Source organism: Lachnoclostridium edouardi, from assembly GCF_900240245.1.
In the GTDB taxonomy this organism is placed as follows: domain Bacteria; phylum Bacillota; class Clostridia; order Lachnospirales; family Lachnospiraceae; genus Lachnoclostridium_A; species Lachnoclostridium_A edouardi.
In genome coordinates this window covers 1,303,751-1,319,733 of the sequence record NZ_OESQ01000001.1, presented here as the reverse complement: position 1 = coordinate 1,319,733, position 15,983 = coordinate 1,303,751, and the positions used below count along the sequence as shown (strand labels likewise).

Here is a 15,983-nt window from a genome sequence, read left to right as displayed (position 1 = left end):
GGCTTTTTTTATTGCAAAAAAACTTTTCAAAATTCTTTTTTTGCGATATACTAATAGTGTTNCCCGTCTTTAGAAGTTAGCACTAGAAATCTTTAGGAGTATTTTCTGCTCTGAAGCCTCACAAATGCCTTTAAATAAGGCTTTTTTTATTGCAAAAAAACTTTTCAAAATTCTTTTTTTGCGATATACTAATAGTGTTAGTGGTGCTATCTTTTTGAGGAGGGATTCTATGGCATATTTTTTAAAAAAGACAACTTTAAAAGGCAGAACTTATCTTGCGATTTATGACAGTTTTTATAATCAGGAAAAAAAGGGGGCAGCTCACAAATGCTACAAATCCCTTGGCTCTGTAGAAACACTGAAAAAGAACGGCATGGAAGATCCAATCTCTTTTTACCAACAAGAAGTAGCTCTCTTAAACCAGCAACGAAAAGAAGAAGGTGTCCGCAAAATTTCTGACATTTCTCCAACTCTTTATCTTGGATACTTTCCACTGAAAGCAATCCTTGAGAAATTAAAAATCCAAAAGTATGTGAATTATTTTCATCTTACATATGATTTTCAGTTCGATCTTTATGAATTGATTTCTACATTAGTCTACGCAAGAGGTGTATGCCCATGCAGTAAAAACAGGACATTCCACGATGTGCTTCCCAATCTGTACCATTCGTCGCATTATTCCTATGATCAGCTTCTTGATGGTCTTGCCTTTTTGGGAGAAAACTATGAAAAGTTTATCGAGATCTTTACTGTACAAACTGCGGCTGTTTATGGACTGGATACTTCAAACTCTTACTTTGATTGTACGAATTTCTATTTTGAAATAGACAGGGAGGATGATTTCAGAAAAAAAGGACCGAGCAAAGAAAACAAAAAGGAACCCATCATCGGTCTTGGGCTCCTTTTGGATCGGAACCAGATTCCGGTCGGTATGAAGATGTATCCGGGAAATGAGTCAGAAAAACCCATTCTACGTGATGTGATTGATGGACTTAAAAATAGGAACAATATCATGGGAAAAACCATCCATGTCGCAGACAAAGGACTTAATTGTGCACAAAACATTGCGTTTTCAAAACAGAATGGAGATGGTTATCTGTTTTCAAAATCTGTAAAAACCTTGCCTTCGACAGAAAAAACCTGGGTATTATTAGAACAGGATTACAAAGATGTCAAAGATAAAAGCGGAAAACTTTTATACCGCTATAAAAGCTGTATTGATACTTTTCCTTATTCCATAGAGTATAACGGAAAAAAACAGACCATTATGCTTACAGAGAAACGCCTGGTTACCTACAATCCTTCCCTTGCTGCAAAAAAAAGATATGAAATAAACCGCCTTGTAGAAAAAGCAAAAGCACTTACCCTGTCACAAGCCAAAAGGAATGACTTTGGAGAAGCAGGAAAATATGTGGATTTCACAGATAAAACAGGAAATAAAGCAAAAACAAGGATTAATCAGGCTGCCATCGATAAGGACCTCGAACTTGCCGGATACAATCTTCTGGTCACATCCGAAACCCAGATGACAGATCAGGATATTTACTGTACTTACCATAATCTGTGGAGAATTGAAGAATCCTTTAAGATTATGAAATCAGACCTGGATGCACGGCCGGTATTTCTTCAAAAAGAAAATACGATTAAAGGCCACTTTTGGATTTGTTATTTAACAGTTCTCTAAAAGAGGATTTTTCAATTTAAGATACTGGATGAAAAATATTCAACTTCAGATATATTTAGATTCATTAAAGATTTCAGGGTAACAAAAGGCGAACATAAATATATAAACACCACAAGGGATTGTACTTTTATAAATGACCTAGCTGATAAATTTCATCTTCCTTTAACGAATTACTTTCTATCTGAAACTCAAATAAACACCATTTTTAATTATAAACTATAATAACAAACACAGAAGGACTGCCGCTAGCAGTCCTTCTAAACCTTAAAGTTTGCACTATTTTTTAATCTCTGATACCAAAGTCAGGTATTATACAGAAAATGGTTTGAAAAATATGTGAAAAAACACTTACGGTTTTACCCGGGCTATTTTTCTTGTTCCTGTCATATGAATATGATAAAATAGTTTTATAAACATTAGAAGGAGGAAGGGAATGGAAGAGAGCCAGTTCAGGAAAAAAATTCATTGGTTTAATTTCTGCTTCAGCCTTCTTGTTATATGGGTGCACTCTGCAAATGCAGAGCTTTATCTGGGAAGGGGACAAGAGTCTTATTTTGTCTACCAGATAGAGGATTTTTTCAGCAACGTAATCGGTCAGATTGCAGTTCCCGGTTTCTTTATGATCTCTGCTTATCTTTTTTTTAGGAATTTCTCATGGAATCAGTTAATGAATAAATGGAATTCCAGAATCAAAACGATTCTGGTTCCTTATATTGTGTGGAATTTCATATACTATATGGGATATGTAATTGCCAGCCGCATTGACGGGCTGACAGAAGTAGTGGGAAAGGGAGTTGTCCCTTTTCACATCTGGAATGCTGCCGACGCAGTTATGAATTACACATATAATTATGTATTCTGGTATTTATACCAACTGATTCTTCTGATTCTTTTAACTCCTGTATTATATGGAATTTTGAAAAATAAGTTTGCTGCAGTTCCTTTTTTCTATGTAGTGATCTGGGGGATTGCAGAGGGAAAACAATTTTATTATTTAAATCCGGACGCTTTATTTTATTATTCTGTGGCTGCCTTTATTGGAATCAACGGCAGAAAACTGGCTGAGACGGCCTGGAGCAAAAAAAGATTTTGGGTTGGAGTTTTAGCAGCCGGAGCCGGGATTTTCTGCTTTCATGCATATGGAAAACAGCAGCAGGCGCTGCTTTTAGTAATGTTCCGGCTGTTGATCCCCATTTCTCTGTGGCTTTTAGTCAATGAGGGAAGGCTTGCCCAGGCAAGACCGTGGATGAAAAACAACTTCTTTTTATACGCAGTTCATTTTGCCATTGTTCGTCTGATAAATAAAACAGGGGCAGAGTTTCTGCCCCATGTTCCAGCTGTGCCTATGCTGCTTTATTTTGCTATGCCGTTTTTATGCGCTGTAATAAGCAGCTTTATGGCTGTATGCTTAAAACGGTGGTCTCCTTCTGCCTGGAGGCTGTTAACAGGAGGAAGAGAGACTTAATGGATTTTTAGTCCTCCCAGGGGCGTATTCTGTATGTAACTCCCAGGTTACGGCAGATGGAGCTGCACTGTGCCTCCTCCTCTTTTGTCAAAGTAGTGGCCACTGTAGATAAAACTACATTGGGCACATATTTTTTTGCCTCCCCGGCAAAATTAAGCATTGCCTGAAAGCTGATCTGTCCAAATTTACTTCTGGTTAATTCCAAATATTTTTCTGCATTAGGAGTATTAAGACTAATAGAAATTGTGTCTATTATGTTTTTCATATCAGGTGCAATATTCCTGTTATTAATAAGGTTGCCCAGGCCGTTAGTATTAATACGAATAGGCTTTCCATATGTTTGCTTTACAAAGGCAGCTACCTGAATTAAATCGTCAAAGCGCTCTGTAGGCTCCCCAAAACCGCAGAAAACTACTTCCTCAAACTGGCTTAAATCAAATTTCTCAAATTCCTTTTTAATTTCCTCTACAGAAGGCTCCCGTTTCAGCCAAAGGCTGCCGGAGCCCTCCATCTCATCCCTTGTCTGGCGAAGGCAAAAGGTGCAGGCGCAGGGACATTTGTTTGTCATATTTACATATAAATTGTGGTGAACACGGTATAAAATCGTCATAATCCTTCCCCCTTATTTAAATTTTTAATTGATCTAAAACTTCCTCAAAGCATACTCCGTCTGTGAGGGGAATATCCATATTTTCTGTTGCAACAATACATTTCTGAATAAATTCTGTTGCCTTAATTACAGAATCCTTTAAGGGCAAACCTCTGATGCAGGAGGCGGCAATAACGGCGGCAAAAATATCTCCGGTGCCGGAGCGGGTATGCCCCACCCGTTTCTTCCTGATAATTTCCGGCTCCTTTCCCTTTTCGTAGACTACGTTTCCTAAATATTGTCCCATAACTACGCCGGAAATAACTACCTTTTGGGCGCCTATAAGACTTAGCTTTTCCGCCATAGTGAACAACTCCTGTTTCCTCCAGCCATGAGGCTTGTAATCTGTGTTTGTCAAAATGCAGGCTTCAGTTACATTGGGAAGGAGAATATCCGCCATTTGAGCCAGCTCCTTCATGGCATCGCACATTTTAGGGGTGTAGGTTTTATAAGGCTTTCCGTTATCACCCATAACAGGATCTACAATAATCTGAGTTCTGTCGCTGCGAAATTCCTGTATAAAGGAGCGGACAATTTGAATCTGTTTTAAAGAACCTAAAAATCCGCTGGCAATGCCCTCAAATTCCAGTCCAAGCTGCTTCCAGTTTCTAATATATTCCGGCATTTTCTCAGTGTAATCATCAAAGAAATAGTGGGGAAAACCGGTGTGATTAGAAAATATGGAGGTAGGAACAGGGCAGCACTGCACCTTCAGGTGAGAGATAACAGGCATCTGCACTGTAAGGGAACAGCGGCCAAAGCCGGACAGATCATTAATCACAGCTATTTTTTTCTGGTTATTATGACACATGTGAACCAGTCCTTTCTATTAATAAATATATTTGCGCAAGTGGATTTTTTCAAAAGCTCCGCCCATTACATAAAACAGCAGAATACCTATAATACCCTCTCCCATTAATCCAGGCACCTGGGCGATTCCCGCAGCCAGACTGCCTGACAGCAGTATTCCCCCTAAAAAATAACCGGCTACCATAATTATTACGCCTGCCCCACAGCCCAGGAAGGTGCGGAAGGAAAAAAGATAAAAGGTTTTTTCCTTAGGCAGCATAAGAGAGCCGGCGGTAAATCCCATAAGGCCTTTAATCAACAGGGTAGGGAGAATCCACTGGCTGTACCCGCCTAATAAATCTGCCATGGCAGATCCCACTCCGCCTACTAAAATTCCGTAGGGTCCTCCTGTCAGGGCGCAGCCTGCCAGTATAAAGCCGTTGCCTAAATGGGCGTATCCTAATGGAATAGGGATTTTAAAAAATAAAGTGGAGATACATACCAGCGCCATGGACATGGCGGCAGTACATAAAGGTTTTGCAGAAAACGGTTTCATTATAGTTTTCCTCCCTGAAGGTTGATATATGTTTAAGGAAGTATACAAGAAAAACTGGCCTAGTGTAAAATGCCAGTAATGACATTTTAATACAGGCCAGTTTTGAAAATAAAAAGAGATAAAACTTGACTTAAATGAATCTGAAATGGTTTTAAATAAGCCCGGCAGTGGAAAGTATGCTGTAAAGAGCAGTGATACTTATAACAATCCGGTAAAGTATAACAGAATGGCCCGCCTTTCCAGGAAGAAAGGACAAAAGAATCAGTGCAAGGGCCACGGGATAAATTAAACTGAGGACAGGTACAGAAAATGCCAGTATGGTGTTTAAGCCGGCATTGGCAATTATAAAGCTGACAGCGGCAAAAAGAGCCAGCCATTTTCCGTAGCTCAGGGCGGGAAAAGTAATGGAAAAGTACTCGCTGCAGCAGCAAAGCAGCCCTACGCACACATTTAAACAGGCAATAAAAAAGATCAGGGCCAAAATAACGGCGCCTGTATTTCCAAATAAATAGCGGACTACCAGGGTTAAGGTTTGAGCGCCGTTTTCTGCCTGGGAAAACATACTGCCAGTCAGGGCGCCTACATAGGCGGTGCCGCTGTACACTAAAATCAACATGATGCCGGCAATAATTCCGGCTTTAATGGTTTCCCGGGCCACGTCCTGTTTTTTAGAAATTCCAAGTGTATTAATATTAATTGCAATAATAATGCCAAAGTTTAAAGCCGCCATAGTGTCCATAGTCTGATAGCCGTCAATAAAGCCGGATAAGGCGGGGGAGGAGGCATATTTTACTGCAGGTTCAGGAAAGGCCGGCGTTAGGCTTACTATGCAGCCTGCGAAAATCACTGCAATCAGTATAAGCAGAATAGGGGTCATAATTTTTCCGATTCTGTCCTTTAGCTTGTCCGGCTTTAAAGCCAGCCTGGAGGCCAGCACAAAAAAAGCGGCGGAATAAAGGGCCTGAACAACAGAATTGTTCATGGCTCCCTCTCCTGCAAAAGGCGCCACAGCCATTTCAAAGGAGGTGCTGGCAGTTCTGGGAATAGCCAGGCAGGGACCGATACACAAATAAATTAAAAGAGTAAATAAAAAGGCGAATACAGGGTGAACCCGGCCGGCCAGATTTGGAAGGCCGTCAGATTTAGCCACGGCAGCCACGCCTAAAATAGGGAAACAGACAGCGCTGAGGAGAAAACCTCCCAGGGCGGGAACAAGGGCAGAGCCGGCCTGCATACCTAAAAAGGGCGGAAAAATTAAGTTTCCTGCCCCGAAAAACATGGAGAATAAAGTGAAGCCGATGAGAAGGAGGCTGGAAGCAGTTAAGTGTGTTGTGTGATTCTTCATAATATAGTGCTCCTGTCATTTTATTACTTTTAATTATAACAGAGATTCCCAAGTTGTATAGAAGTTTTTCCAAAATCCAGTGGGCATCAGTTGAAAATTGACGATAAATACGCTATTATGAAAAGAACTATACTTGTGGGAACCCCACGTGAAAGGAAGGGGAAAAGGAAAATGGAGTACAATATTACCTTAATTCCTGGAGACGGCATTGGGCCGGAAATTATAAGAGAGGCCAGAAAGGTTCTGGACAAAGCAGGAGAATTATATGGATATACATTCCATTATACAGAAATACTCATGGGAGGGGCTTCCATTGACGTACACGGAGTGCCGCTGACAGAGGAAGCTTTAAACACAGCTAAAAACAGCGATTCTGTGCTTTTAGGCGCCGTGGGAGGAAATGTTGGAAATTCAAGATGGTACGACGTGGCGCCGAATTTAAGACCTGAAGCCGGATTGCTGGCGATTAGAAAGGGTCTTAATTTATTTGCCAACATCAGACCGGCTTATTTATATAAAGAACTGGCAGACGCCTGCCCCTTAAAAAGGGAGATTATCGGCAGCGGCTTTGATATGGTAATTATGAGGGAGCTGACAGGAGGGCTTTACTTTGGAGAGCGCTACACAAAAATGGTGGACGGAGTAGAAACTGCTGTAGATACCCTTACATATACAGAAAAGGAAATCAGAAGGATTGCAGTTAAGGCATTTGAAATTGCAATGAAGAGAAGAAAGCAGGTAATCAGCGTAGACAAGGCCAATGTGCTGGATTCCTCCAGACTTTGGAGAAAGATTGTGGAGGACGTGGCAAAGGATTACAAAGAGGTTCAGCTGACTCATATGCTGGTGGATAACTGCGCTATGCAGCTGGTAATGAATCCAGGACAGTTTGACGTAATTCTTACAGAGAATATGTTTGGCGACATTTTATCCGACGAGGCCAGCATGATTACAGGCTCTATCGGGATGCTGCCTTCAGCCAGCCTGAACGAAGGAAAATTTGGCTTGTATGAGCCAAGCCACGGCTCTGCCCCTGATATTGCAGGAAAAAATATTGCCAATCCAATCGCTACAATTCTTTCCGCAGCTATGATGCTCCGCTATTCCTTTGATATGGATCAGGCGGCTAAGGCAGTGGAGACGGCGGTGGAAAAGGTTTTAGAGGCAGGCTATAGAACATGCGACATTATGTCCCAGGGATGCACAGAGACAAGCACCAGCCAGATGGGCGATTTAATATGTAAAGAGTTGGAGAAGCTTCAGTAAAGGAGGAAACAGTATGAAAAGTGATTCTGTAAGAGTTGGAATGCAGCAGGCGCCTCACCGCTCTCTTTTTAATGCATTAGGCATGACAGAGGAGGAGATGGAAAAGCCTTTAGTAGGAATTGTCAGTTCATATAATGAGATTGTACCGGGACATATGAACATTGATAAAATTGTGGAAGCAGTAAAGCTGGGAGTTGCCATGGCAGGGGGAACACCTGTAGTATTTCCTGCCATTGCAGTGTGCGACGGAATTGCCATGGGACATGTGGGAATGAAGTATTCTCTGGTAACCAGAGACTTGATTGCCGACTCTACAGAGTGTATGGCTACCGCTCATGCTTTTGACGCCTTAGTTATGGTTCCAAACTGTGACAAAAATGTTCCGGGACTTTTAATGGCGGCTGCCAGAATCAACGTGCCTACAGTATTTGTCAGCGGCGGGCCTATGCTGGCCGGAAAGGTAAAAGGCCAGAAGAGAAGTCTTTCCAGCATGTTCGAGGCAGTGGGCGCTTACGAGGCGAGAAAGATGACAGAGGAAGATGTAAAAGAATTTGAAAATAAGGTTTGTCCAACCTGCGGCTCTTGTTCCGGCATGTACACGGCAAACAGTATGAACTGTCTTACTGAGGTCCTGGGAATGGGACTTCAGGGCAACGGAACGATTCCCGCCGTTTATTCTGAGAGAATTAAGCTGGCAAAGCACGCAGGCATGGCTGTTATGGAAATGTACAGAAAAAATATCCGCCCAAGGGATATTATGACAAAAGAGGCATTTTACAATGCAATGACAATGGATATGGCTTTAGGCTGCAGCACCAACAGTATGCTTCACCTGCCTGCCATTGCCCATGAGGCGGGAGTGGATTTGAACATGGAGCTGGCTAATGAGATCAGCGCCAAAACTCCTAACCTGTGCCATTTAGCGCCGGCAGGCCCTACATATATTGAGGATTTAAACGAGGCCGGCGGCATCTATGCAGTAATGAATGAGATCAGCAAAAAAGGCCTTTTAAATTTAGATTGTATGACTGTAACAGGAAAAACTGTGGGAGAGAATATTAAAGATTGTGTAAACCGCAATCCTCAGGTTATCCGCCCGGTGGAGAATCCGTACAGCCAGACTGGAGGAATTGCAGTTCTCAAGGGAAATCTGGCTCCTGACACAGCCGTAGTAAAGCGGTCGGCAGTGGCTCCTGAGATGTTAAAGCATGAAGGGCCGGCCAGAGTTTTTGACTGTGAGGAGGACGCTATTGCAGCCATTAAGGGCGGAAAGATCGTGGACGGAGACGTAGTTGTTATCCGCTACGAAGGTCCAAAAGGCGGCCCTGGTATGAGAGAGATGCTGAATCCTACTTCTGCCATTGTAGGTATGGGGCTGGGTTCCAGCGTGGCATTGATTACTGACGGACGTTTTTCAGGAGCTTCCAGAGGAGCTTCCATCGGCCATGTTTCCCCGGAAGCGGCAGTGGGCGGACCGATTGCCTTGGTGGAAGAGGGAGATATAATCTCTATAGATATTGACAATAACAGCTTAAATGTATTAATCTCAGATGAAGAAATGGAGGCCAGAAAAGGAAAATGGCAGCCAAGACAGCCTAAGGTGACTACAGGCTATCTGGCCAGATATGCTTCCATGGTTACCTCCGGCAACAGAGGCGCAGTATTAGAGATTCCAAAAAGATAGAGGGGACAGTACATGAAGAAAACTTTAACAGGTTCAGAAATCGTAATCGAATGCCTGAAGGAACAGGGAGTAGATACTGTATTCGGGTATCCGGGAGGAGCAATTTTAAATATATACGATGCGCTTTATCAGCATCAGGATGAAATACGCCACATTTTACCTTCCCACGAGCAGGGAGCCTCCCATGCGGCGGACGGCTATGCCAGAGCCACAGGCAGAGTAGGCGTATGTCTGGCAACCTCAGGCCCCGGGGCTACTAACCTGGTAACGGGAATTGCCACAGCATGTATGGATTCTATTCCAATGGTGGCTATTACCTGCAACGTAGCTACCAGTCTTTTGGGAAAGGACAGCTTTCAGGAAATTGATATTGCGGGAATTACCATGCCTATTACAAAGCACAACTTTATTGTAAAGGACGTGGCAAATCTGGCGAAAGTTATGAGAAGAGCCTTTGTAATCGCTCAGACAGGACGTCCAGGTCCTGTGCTGGTGGATATTACTAAAGATGTAACTGCTAATTCCTGCGTATATGAATATCAGAAACCAGAAGAGATTATCAGAAAAACAGATAAAATTACTGAGAAGGACATGGAAAATGCCATGTATCTTATTAGAAAGGCGAAACGCCCCTATATTTTAGTAGGCGGCGGAGCTATTGCCGCAGACGCCAGCGAGGAGGTAAGAGCTTTTGCCCACAAGATACAGGCTCCTGTGGCCGACACTCTTATGGGAAAAGGCGTTTTTGACGGACATGATCCTTTGTATACAGGAATGGTGGGAATGCACGGCACAAAAACCTCCAACTTTGGCATTACTCAGTGTGATTTGCTGATTGTTTTAGGAGCCCGTTTCAGCGACCGTGTAACAGGAAACGTTGGAAAGTTTGCAAAGGGAGCAAAGATTCTTCAAATAGAGGTAGATCCTGCAGAAATTAATAAAAACGTAGATGTGGACGCCAAAATTATTGGAGATTTAAAGGTAGTATTGAGAAAATTAAACGCCAGATTAGATCCTATGAACCATGAGGAATGGACTGACCATATCCAGGATATGAAAAATTCTTATCCTCTCACCTATAATCCCAATGTGCTTACAGGCCCCGGCATTATTGAGGCCATTGACAAGGTGACAGACGGAAATGCCATTATCAGCACAGACGTTGGACAGCATCAAATGTGGGCCGCTCAGTTTTATAAATACCGCAATCCCAGAAGCTTTCTGTCCTCCGGCGGCTTAGGAACTATGGGATATGGCTTGGGAGCCGCTATTGGGGCTAAGATCGGCTGTCCTGACAAAATAGTATTTAATATTGCCGGGGACGGCTGTTTCCGCATGAATATGAACGAAATTGCCACAGCTACCAGATACAATATTCCTGTGATTCAGATTGTGTTAAACAATCGGGTGTTGGGAATGGTTCGCCAGTGGCAGGGTATGTACTATGGAAAACGGTATTCACATACAATTTTAAACGACAAGGTGGATTTTGTTAAGGTAGCAGAGGGCCTGGGGGCAAAAGCTTACAGAGTGACAAAATGTGAGGAGCTGGAGCCTGTTTTAAAGGAGGCCATAGCTGCCAATGAGCCTGTGGTGATTGAATGTGTTATTGACTGCGACGACAAGGTATTTCCAATGGTATCTCCGGGAGCGGCAATCCAGGATGTATTTGACGCCTCAGATCTTCAGATTTAAAAATAAAGGTCAGGCTGTCAGGCATAGAAATAAAAGTGTCTGGTTTTCAAAGATTATAATTGAGGAGGAATAAAATGAGCAGGATTTATAATTTTTCTGCCGGACCGGCTACCTTGCCGGAGGCAGTATTACAAGAGGCAGCAGAAGAGATGCTGGACTATAAGGGCTGCGGCATGTCCGTTATGGAAATGAGCCACCGTTCTAAAATGTACGAGGAAATTCACAATCAGGCCATTGCAGATTTAAGAGAGCTGATGAACATTCCGGATAATTACAAGGTTTTGTTTCTTCAGGGCGGAGCTTCCACACAATTTGCTATGATCCCTATGAATCTGATGAAAAACCGTGTGGCTGATTATATTATTACTGGACAGTGGGCCAAAAAGGCTTATCAGGAAGCAAAGCTTTTTGGAAAGGCTAACGCCATTGCCTCCAGCGAAGACAAAATGTTTACATATATTCCTGACTTGACAGATCTGCCTGTTTCACCGGATGCAGACTATGTGTATATCTGCCAGAATAACACTGTTTTCGGAACTGCTTACCATGAGCTGCCGGACACAAAGGGGAAAGATCTGGTTGCAGATATATCCTCCTGTTTCCTCTCAGAGCCTATTGATGTTTCTAAATACGCCATTGTATATGGAGGCGTTCAGAAAAATATCGGCCCCGCAGGAACTGTAATTGTAATTATCAGAGACGACTTAATCAGGGACGACGTACTTCCGGGCACGCCTACTATGCTGAAATATAAAACTCATGTAGACGCCAATTCCCTGTACAACACACCTCCAACTTACGGTATTTATATTTGCGGCAAGGTATTTCAGTGGCTGAAGCAGAGAGGCGGCCTGGAGGCTATGAAGGCTTATAATGAGAAAAAGGCGGCGATTCTTTACGACTACCTGGATCAGAGCCAAATGTTTACAGGCACAGTTGTAAAAAAAGACCGCTCTCTTATGAACGTGCCTTTTGTAACAGGAAATCCTGATCTGGACGCTAAGTTTATAAAAGAGGCTAAGGCCTTAGGACTGGAAAACTTAAAGGGATACAGAACTGTGGGCGGCATGAGAGCCAGCATTTACAACGCTATGCCTATGGAGGGAGTAATCGCCCTGGTAGACTTTATGAGGGATTTTGAGAAGGCAAACGGCTGATAGGTGATAGTAAGAGGAGGAAAGTATGAAAAAGATATACTGCTTAAATGGAATTTCAAAATATGGAACAGATCTTCTTACAGAGGATTACAGCCTTACAGATCACATGGAAGAGGCAGAGGGCGTGCTGGTGAGAAGCGCGGCTATGCACGAGATGGAGTTGCCTGATACCTTAATGGCTGTTGCCAGAGCAGGAGCAGGAGTAAACAATATTCCTCTGGAAAAATGTGCAGAAGAAGGCGTTGTAGTATTTAACACTCCGGGGGCCAATGCCAACGGAGTAAAGGAATTGGCTGTGGCAGGCCTGCTTTTAGCATCCAGAGATATTGTAGGAGGCATTACATGGTGCCAGTCTATTAAAGACGACCCTAATATTGCCAAGACAGTGGAAAAAGGTAAAAAGGCTTTTGCAGGAAATGAGATTAAAGGCAAAAAGCTGGGAGTAATCGGTTTAGGCGCTATTGGAGCAGAGGTAGCCAACGCCGCCGCCGGGTTGGGAATGGAGGTTTACGGATATGATCCGTTTATTTCTGTAAACGCAGCCTGGATGCTTTCCAGAAGCGTAAAGCATATTACTTCTGTAGACACTATTTATCAGGAGTGCGACTATATTACAGTTCACGTGCCTTTGCTGGATTCTACAAAGGGCATGATTAATAAAGAAACTATGAAAGAGATGAAGGACGGAGTTGTAATTCTGAACTTTGCAAGAGATCTGCTGGTAAATGATGATGATATGGCGGAGGCTTTAAACAGCGGAAAAGTGAAGAAATACGTAACAGATTTCCCTAATCCTAAGTCAGCTAATATGGCCGGTACTATTGTAATTCCTCATCTGGGAGCTTCCACAGAGGAATCTGAGGATAACTGCGCCAAAATGGCTGTAGAGCAGTTGATGGATTACCTGGAAAACGGAAATATTAAAAACTCAGTAAACTTTCCGGCCTGCGATATGGGCGTGAAAAAATCAGCCAGCCGCGTAGCTGTGCTTCACCGCAATATTCCTAATATGATCGGACAAATTTCCAGCACATTGGCTTCTGAAAACATAAATATTTCAGATATGACAAACAAGAGCCGTGATAAATACGCTTATACCTTGCTGGATTTAGAGCAGAAGCCGGAGGAATCAGTGGTAGAAAAGCTGAACAGTATTACAGGAGTGCTGAGAGTACGTGTACTTTAAGGAGAAAGGATATGGCGATTGTAAAACCATTTCGGGGCATTCGGCCGGCTGCAGCCGTTGCTTCTAAAGTAGCTGCTTTGCCCTATGACGTGTATAACAGAAAAGAGGCCTGCGAAGAGGTAAAGAAGAACCCCCTGTCTTTTCTAAATATTGACAGGGCGGAAACCCAGTTTCCAGATGAGGTAGATACTTATGACCTTCAGGTTTATGAAAAAGCCAGGGAGCTTTTAGAGGCAAGGGTAAAGGATGGAACCTTCATTCAGGATTTAATGGAATGCTACTATGTATATGAGCTGACTATGGACGGCAGATCGCAGACAGGAATTGTAGGCTGTTCCGCTATAGACGACTATTTAAGCAGTGTGATCAAAAAGCATGAAAACACCAGGGAAGAGAAGGAATTGGACAGAATCCGCCATGTGGACATAACAGACGCCCACACAGGCCCTATTTTCCTGGCTTACAGAGCTACAATGGAGCTTGACAGGCTGGTGAGCACAGCTGTGAAAGCAGATCCTGTATATGACTTTGTTTCAGAAGACGGAATCGGCCATAGAGTTTGGAAAATTGAGGATCTGCAGATGGTTCAGGCAGTGGCTGAGGCCTTTGAAAGGGTGCCGGCAACCTACATTGCAGACGGCCACCACAGAGCCGCGTCAGCAGTTAAAGTAGGCTTAAAACGCCGCCGGGAAAACCCTGATTATACAGGAGAAGAACCATATAATTTTTTCCTGTCTGTACTGTTTCCAGACGATCAGCTGATGATTCTGCCTTATAATCGGGTAGTAAAGGATTTAAACGGCTTTACTCCGGAAGAATTTTTAAAAAAGGCAGAGGAGCATTTTACAGTTTTAAAGGTGGGAGAGCAGGGGATTTCCCCTTATTCTCCGGAAAAAAAGGGAACCTTCGGGATGCTGGTGGACGGAAAATGGTATAAACTGACGGCCAAAGAAGAAACCTTATCAGACGATCCGGTAAAAGGGTTGGACGTGTGGATTCTGGAGGAATACCTTTTAAGGCCTGTGCTGGGAATTAAAGACCCCAGAACAGATAAAAGGATTGACTTTGTAGGAGGAATCCGAGGACTGGGAGAGCTGGAAAAAAGAGTTTCTAAGGATATGACAGCTGCTTTTTCCATGTATCCAACTTCTATTGGAGAGCTTCTGGCAGTAGCGGATGCAGGGCTTTTAATGCCTCCTAAATCTACCTGGTTTGAGCCTAAGCTGAGAAGCGGCCTATTTATACATAAGTTAAGTGAATCATAAATAATTAATAAGCAGCCCTAGACGGATCTTCTATTTCATATACCCGTTTCCATTCCTTTGTGCCCTCCACCTTATACACCTGGCAGCGGTTTAAGGAAAGGAATTTTACCAGTTCATAACAGTTGATCCAGATTTCGTTGTTGCCTTCCTTTTGGGATTCGTTAAATATTAGCTGGATTCCAAAATGAAGGTGGGGCTGCTCAATATTATTTGTATTTTCTTTTGTGCTGTAGCCGGTTCGGCCTAAATATCCGATTACATCCCCGGCCTGAACAATACTGCCCTCCTTTAAATTACTTTGATAAGGATAGTTTTTGCGCAGGTGGGCGTAATAGTAATATCTCTTTTTGTCAAAGCTTCTGATTCCTATTCTCCATCCCCCATATTGATTCCAGCCTAAAGCCTCCACATAACCAGATTCAACAGCAATTACAGGCGTGCCTACCTGGCCCATCATGTCGTGGCCTAGATGCTGCCTTTTAAAGCCATAGCTTCTGGCTGTGCCAAAGTCGTCAAAATCGCTGTAGGGAAAGGATTTGGCAATAGGCGAAAAGCCTTTTAAACCGTATTTTGTCACCCACACAGGACCTTCCTCCTCCTTAGAGGAAGGAACCTGAATTTTGTGAGTTCCCACCAGATTGTCCAGAACGGCTCCATATGCTTCCCGGTAATAATTGTAATATTTCATATCTTTAGTAAGGGATTCTATTGTCTCCCCGTCTTTCAGTCTTTGAACCAGCAGTTCCATATCCTTGCTTTTGTACAGAGAAAAATCACCGCCATACTTGGCTCCTAAGTAGGAAAGCAGGTCTACCCAGTTAACATGAATATCCTCCTGAATGCTGTTTACATCATAGCGGAAAGCAGTCTGCATAGCCTCCGCGGTTACATTAAAATCCACCCACTTAATATATTTCTCTGCTTCTGAGGAGGTGGATTTGGCATACAATTTGTTTTCCATAGAAACGGGAACAAGGACAGATGAAAGGAAAGACGGGGGCAGCAGGAAAAGGAGAAGAAGGATAAGTACAGCTGCCTCGGCTAAAATGAAAGCTGGAGCTGAAAAAAGCTGTGTCAGACAGAATTTTTTTGCCAGTTCTTTTATTTTCTGAAACATATTCATACCTCCAGAACAGTAATACAATGCTGTTTATAAGATATGCCTGAATATATGAAAATAGAAGAAAATAGCAGAAGAAGAAAGGGCAGCAGAAGAAAAAGGCAGCAGAAGAAAAAGACAAT

General features: G+C 42.9%; 13 protein-coding genes. 8 read left to right on the top strand and 5 right to left on the bottom strand.

Translation table 11 applies throughout. The features are described from left to right. Nucleotides 1-229 precede the first annotated feature (229 nt). Both C1A07_RS06160 and C1A07_RS06155 read left to right on the top strand, forming a co-directional pair. Nucleotides 230-1,684, top strand: coding sequence for an IS1634 family transposase (locus C1A07_RS06160; protein ID WP_242972268.1), 1,455 nt, complete (start codon nucleotides 230-232; stop codon nucleotides 1,682-1,684). Between the two features lie 433 nt (nucleotides 1,685-2,117). Next, on the top strand, nucleotides 2,118-3,149 hold the full coding sequence (locus tag C1A07_RS06155; RefSeq protein WP_101876332.1) for an acyltransferase family protein: 1,032 nt from the start codon (nucleotides 2,118-2,120) through the stop codon (nucleotides 3,147-3,149). Nucleotides 3,150-3,156: 7 nt separating this feature from the next. On the opposite strand, the gene C1A07_RS06150 is transcribed toward C1A07_RS06155, so the two are convergent. The 4 genes from C1A07_RS06150 to brnQ all read right to left on the bottom strand — a co-directional run bounded on the left by C1A07_RS06150 (nucleotide 3,157) and on the right by brnQ (nucleotide 6,488). Beyond that, nucleotides 3,157-3,759: a TIGR04100 family radical SAM protein gene (locus C1A07_RS06150; protein ID WP_101876331.1), complete on the bottom strand. Its 603-nt coding sequence runs from the start codon at nucleotides 3,757-3,759 to the stop codon at nucleotides 3,157-3,159. Between the two features lie 16 nt (nucleotides 3,760-3,775). Continuing rightward, the gene (locus tag C1A07_RS06145) at nucleotides 3,776-4,609 is read right to left on the bottom strand and encodes a pyridoxamine kinase (protein ID WP_101876330.1); all 834 of its coding nucleotides are present in this window, start codon (nucleotides 4,607-4,609) and stop codon (nucleotides 3,776-3,778) included. An 18-nt stretch (nucleotides 4,610-4,627) separates the two neighbouring features. Continuing rightward, nucleotides 4,628-5,143: an ECF transporter S component gene (locus C1A07_RS06140; RefSeq protein WP_101876329.1), complete on the bottom strand. Its 516-nt coding sequence runs from the start codon at nucleotides 5,141-5,143 to the stop codon at nucleotides 4,628-4,630. Between the two features lie 151 nt (nucleotides 5,144-5,294). Next, nucleotides 5,295-6,488, bottom strand: a complete 1,194-nt coding sequence (gene brnQ, locus C1A07_RS06135) for a branched-chain amino acid transport system II carrier protein (protein WP_101876328.1) — start codon at nucleotides 6,486-6,488, stop codon at nucleotides 5,295-5,297. A 171-nt stretch (nucleotides 6,489-6,659) separates the two neighbouring features. Between brnQ and leuB the strand changes: the two genes are divergently transcribed. The 6 genes from leuB to C1A07_RS06105 all read left to right on the top strand — a co-directional run bounded on the left by leuB (nucleotide 6,660) and on the right by C1A07_RS06105 (nucleotide 14,741). Then, a complete protein-coding gene (leuB, locus tag C1A07_RS06130; protein ID WP_101876327.1) occupies nucleotides 6,660-7,754 on the top strand; it encodes a 3-isopropylmalate dehydrogenase in 1,095 nt (364 codons plus the stop codon). Nucleotides 7,755-7,767: 13 nt separating this feature from the next. Further along, on the top strand, nucleotides 7,768-9,438 hold the full coding sequence (gene ilvD / locus C1A07_RS06125) for a dihydroxy-acid dehydratase (protein ID WP_101876326.1): 1,671 nt from the start codon (nucleotides 7,768-7,770) through the stop codon (nucleotides 9,436-9,438). Nucleotides 9,439-9,450: 12 nt separating this feature from the next. After that, nucleotides 9,451-11,133 (top strand): biosynthetic-type acetolactate synthase large subunit, encoded by a 1,683-nt coding sequence (ilvB, locus tag C1A07_RS06120; RefSeq protein WP_101876325.1) that lies wholly within the window; start codon nucleotides 9,451-9,453, stop codon nucleotides 11,131-11,133. Between the two features lie 74 nt (nucleotides 11,134-11,207). Beyond that, nucleotides 11,208-12,290 carry a 3-phosphoserine/phosphohydroxythreonine transaminase gene (serC, locus tag C1A07_RS06115; RefSeq protein ID WP_101876324.1) on the top strand — a complete coding sequence of 361 codons (1,083 nt, stop codon included), beginning with the start codon at nucleotides 11,208-11,210 and terminating at the stop codon, nucleotides 12,288-12,290. A 25-nt stretch (nucleotides 12,291-12,315) separates the two neighbouring features. Further along, entirely contained in the window at nucleotides 12,316-13,476 is a 1,161-nt protein-coding gene (locus tag C1A07_RS06110; protein WP_101876323.1) for a phosphoglycerate dehydrogenase, read from the top strand. Nucleotides 13,477-13,487: 11 nt separating this feature from the next. After that, entirely contained in the window at nucleotides 13,488-14,741 is a 1,254-nt protein-coding gene (locus C1A07_RS06105; RefSeq protein WP_101876322.1) for a DUF1015 domain-containing protein, read from the top strand. Between the two features lie 4 nt (nucleotides 14,742-14,745). Here C1A07_RS06105 and C1A07_RS06100 read toward each other — a convergent pair whose 3' ends face one another. After that, nucleotides 14,746-15,864, bottom strand: a complete 1,119-nt coding sequence (locus C1A07_RS06100; protein ID WP_101876321.1) for a M23 family metallopeptidase — start codon at nucleotides 15,862-15,864, stop codon at nucleotides 14,746-14,748. Nucleotides 15,865-15,983 lie beyond the last annotated feature (119 nt).

Bases quoted from the DNA above. Each gene is read 5' to 3' on its own strand.
- C1A07_RS06160 (WP_242972268.1), top strand. From the start codon at position 230: ATGGCATATTTTTTAAAAAAGACAACTTTAAAAGGCAGAACTTATCTT.
- C1A07_RS06155 (WP_101876332.1), top strand. From the start codon at position 2,118: ATGGAAGAGAGCCAGTTCAGGAAAAAAATTCATTGGTTTAATTTCTGC.
- C1A07_RS06150 (WP_101876331.1), bottom strand. From the start codon at position 3,759: ATGACGATTTTATACCGTGTTCACCACAATTTATATGTAAATATGACA.
- C1A07_RS06145 (WP_101876330.1), bottom strand. From the start codon at position 4,609: ATGTGTCATAATAACCAGAAAAAAATAGCTGTGATTAATGATCTGTCC.
- C1A07_RS06140 (WP_101876329.1), bottom strand. From the start codon at position 5,143: ATGAAACCGTTTTCTGCAAAACCTTTATGTACTGCCGCCATGTCCATG.
- brnQ (WP_101876328.1), bottom strand. From the start codon at position 6,488: ATGAAGAATCACACAACACACTTAACTGCTTCCAGCCTCCTTCTCATC.
- leuB (WP_101876327.1), top strand. From the start codon at position 6,660: ATGGAGTACAATATTACCTTAATTCCTGGAGACGGCATTGGGCCGGAA.
- ilvD (WP_101876326.1), top strand. From the start codon at position 7,768: ATGAAAAGTGATTCTGTAAGAGTTGGAATGCAGCAGGCGCCTCACCGC.
- ilvB (WP_101876325.1), top strand. From the start codon at position 9,451: ATGAAGAAAACTTTAACAGGTTCAGAAATCGTAATCGAATGCCTGAAG.
- serC (WP_101876324.1), top strand. From the start codon at position 11,208: ATGAGCAGGATTTATAATTTTTCTGCCGGACCGGCTACCTTGCCGGAG.
- C1A07_RS06110 (WP_101876323.1), top strand. From the start codon at position 12,316: ATGAAAAAGATATACTGCTTAAATGGAATTTCAAAATATGGAACAGAT.
- C1A07_RS06105 (WP_101876322.1), top strand. From the start codon at position 13,488: ATGGCGATTGTAAAACCATTTCGGGGCATTCGGCCGGCTGCAGCCGTT.
- C1A07_RS06100 (WP_101876321.1), bottom strand. From the start codon at position 15,864: ATGAATATGTTTCAGAAAATAAAAGAACTGGCAAAAAAATTCTGTCTG.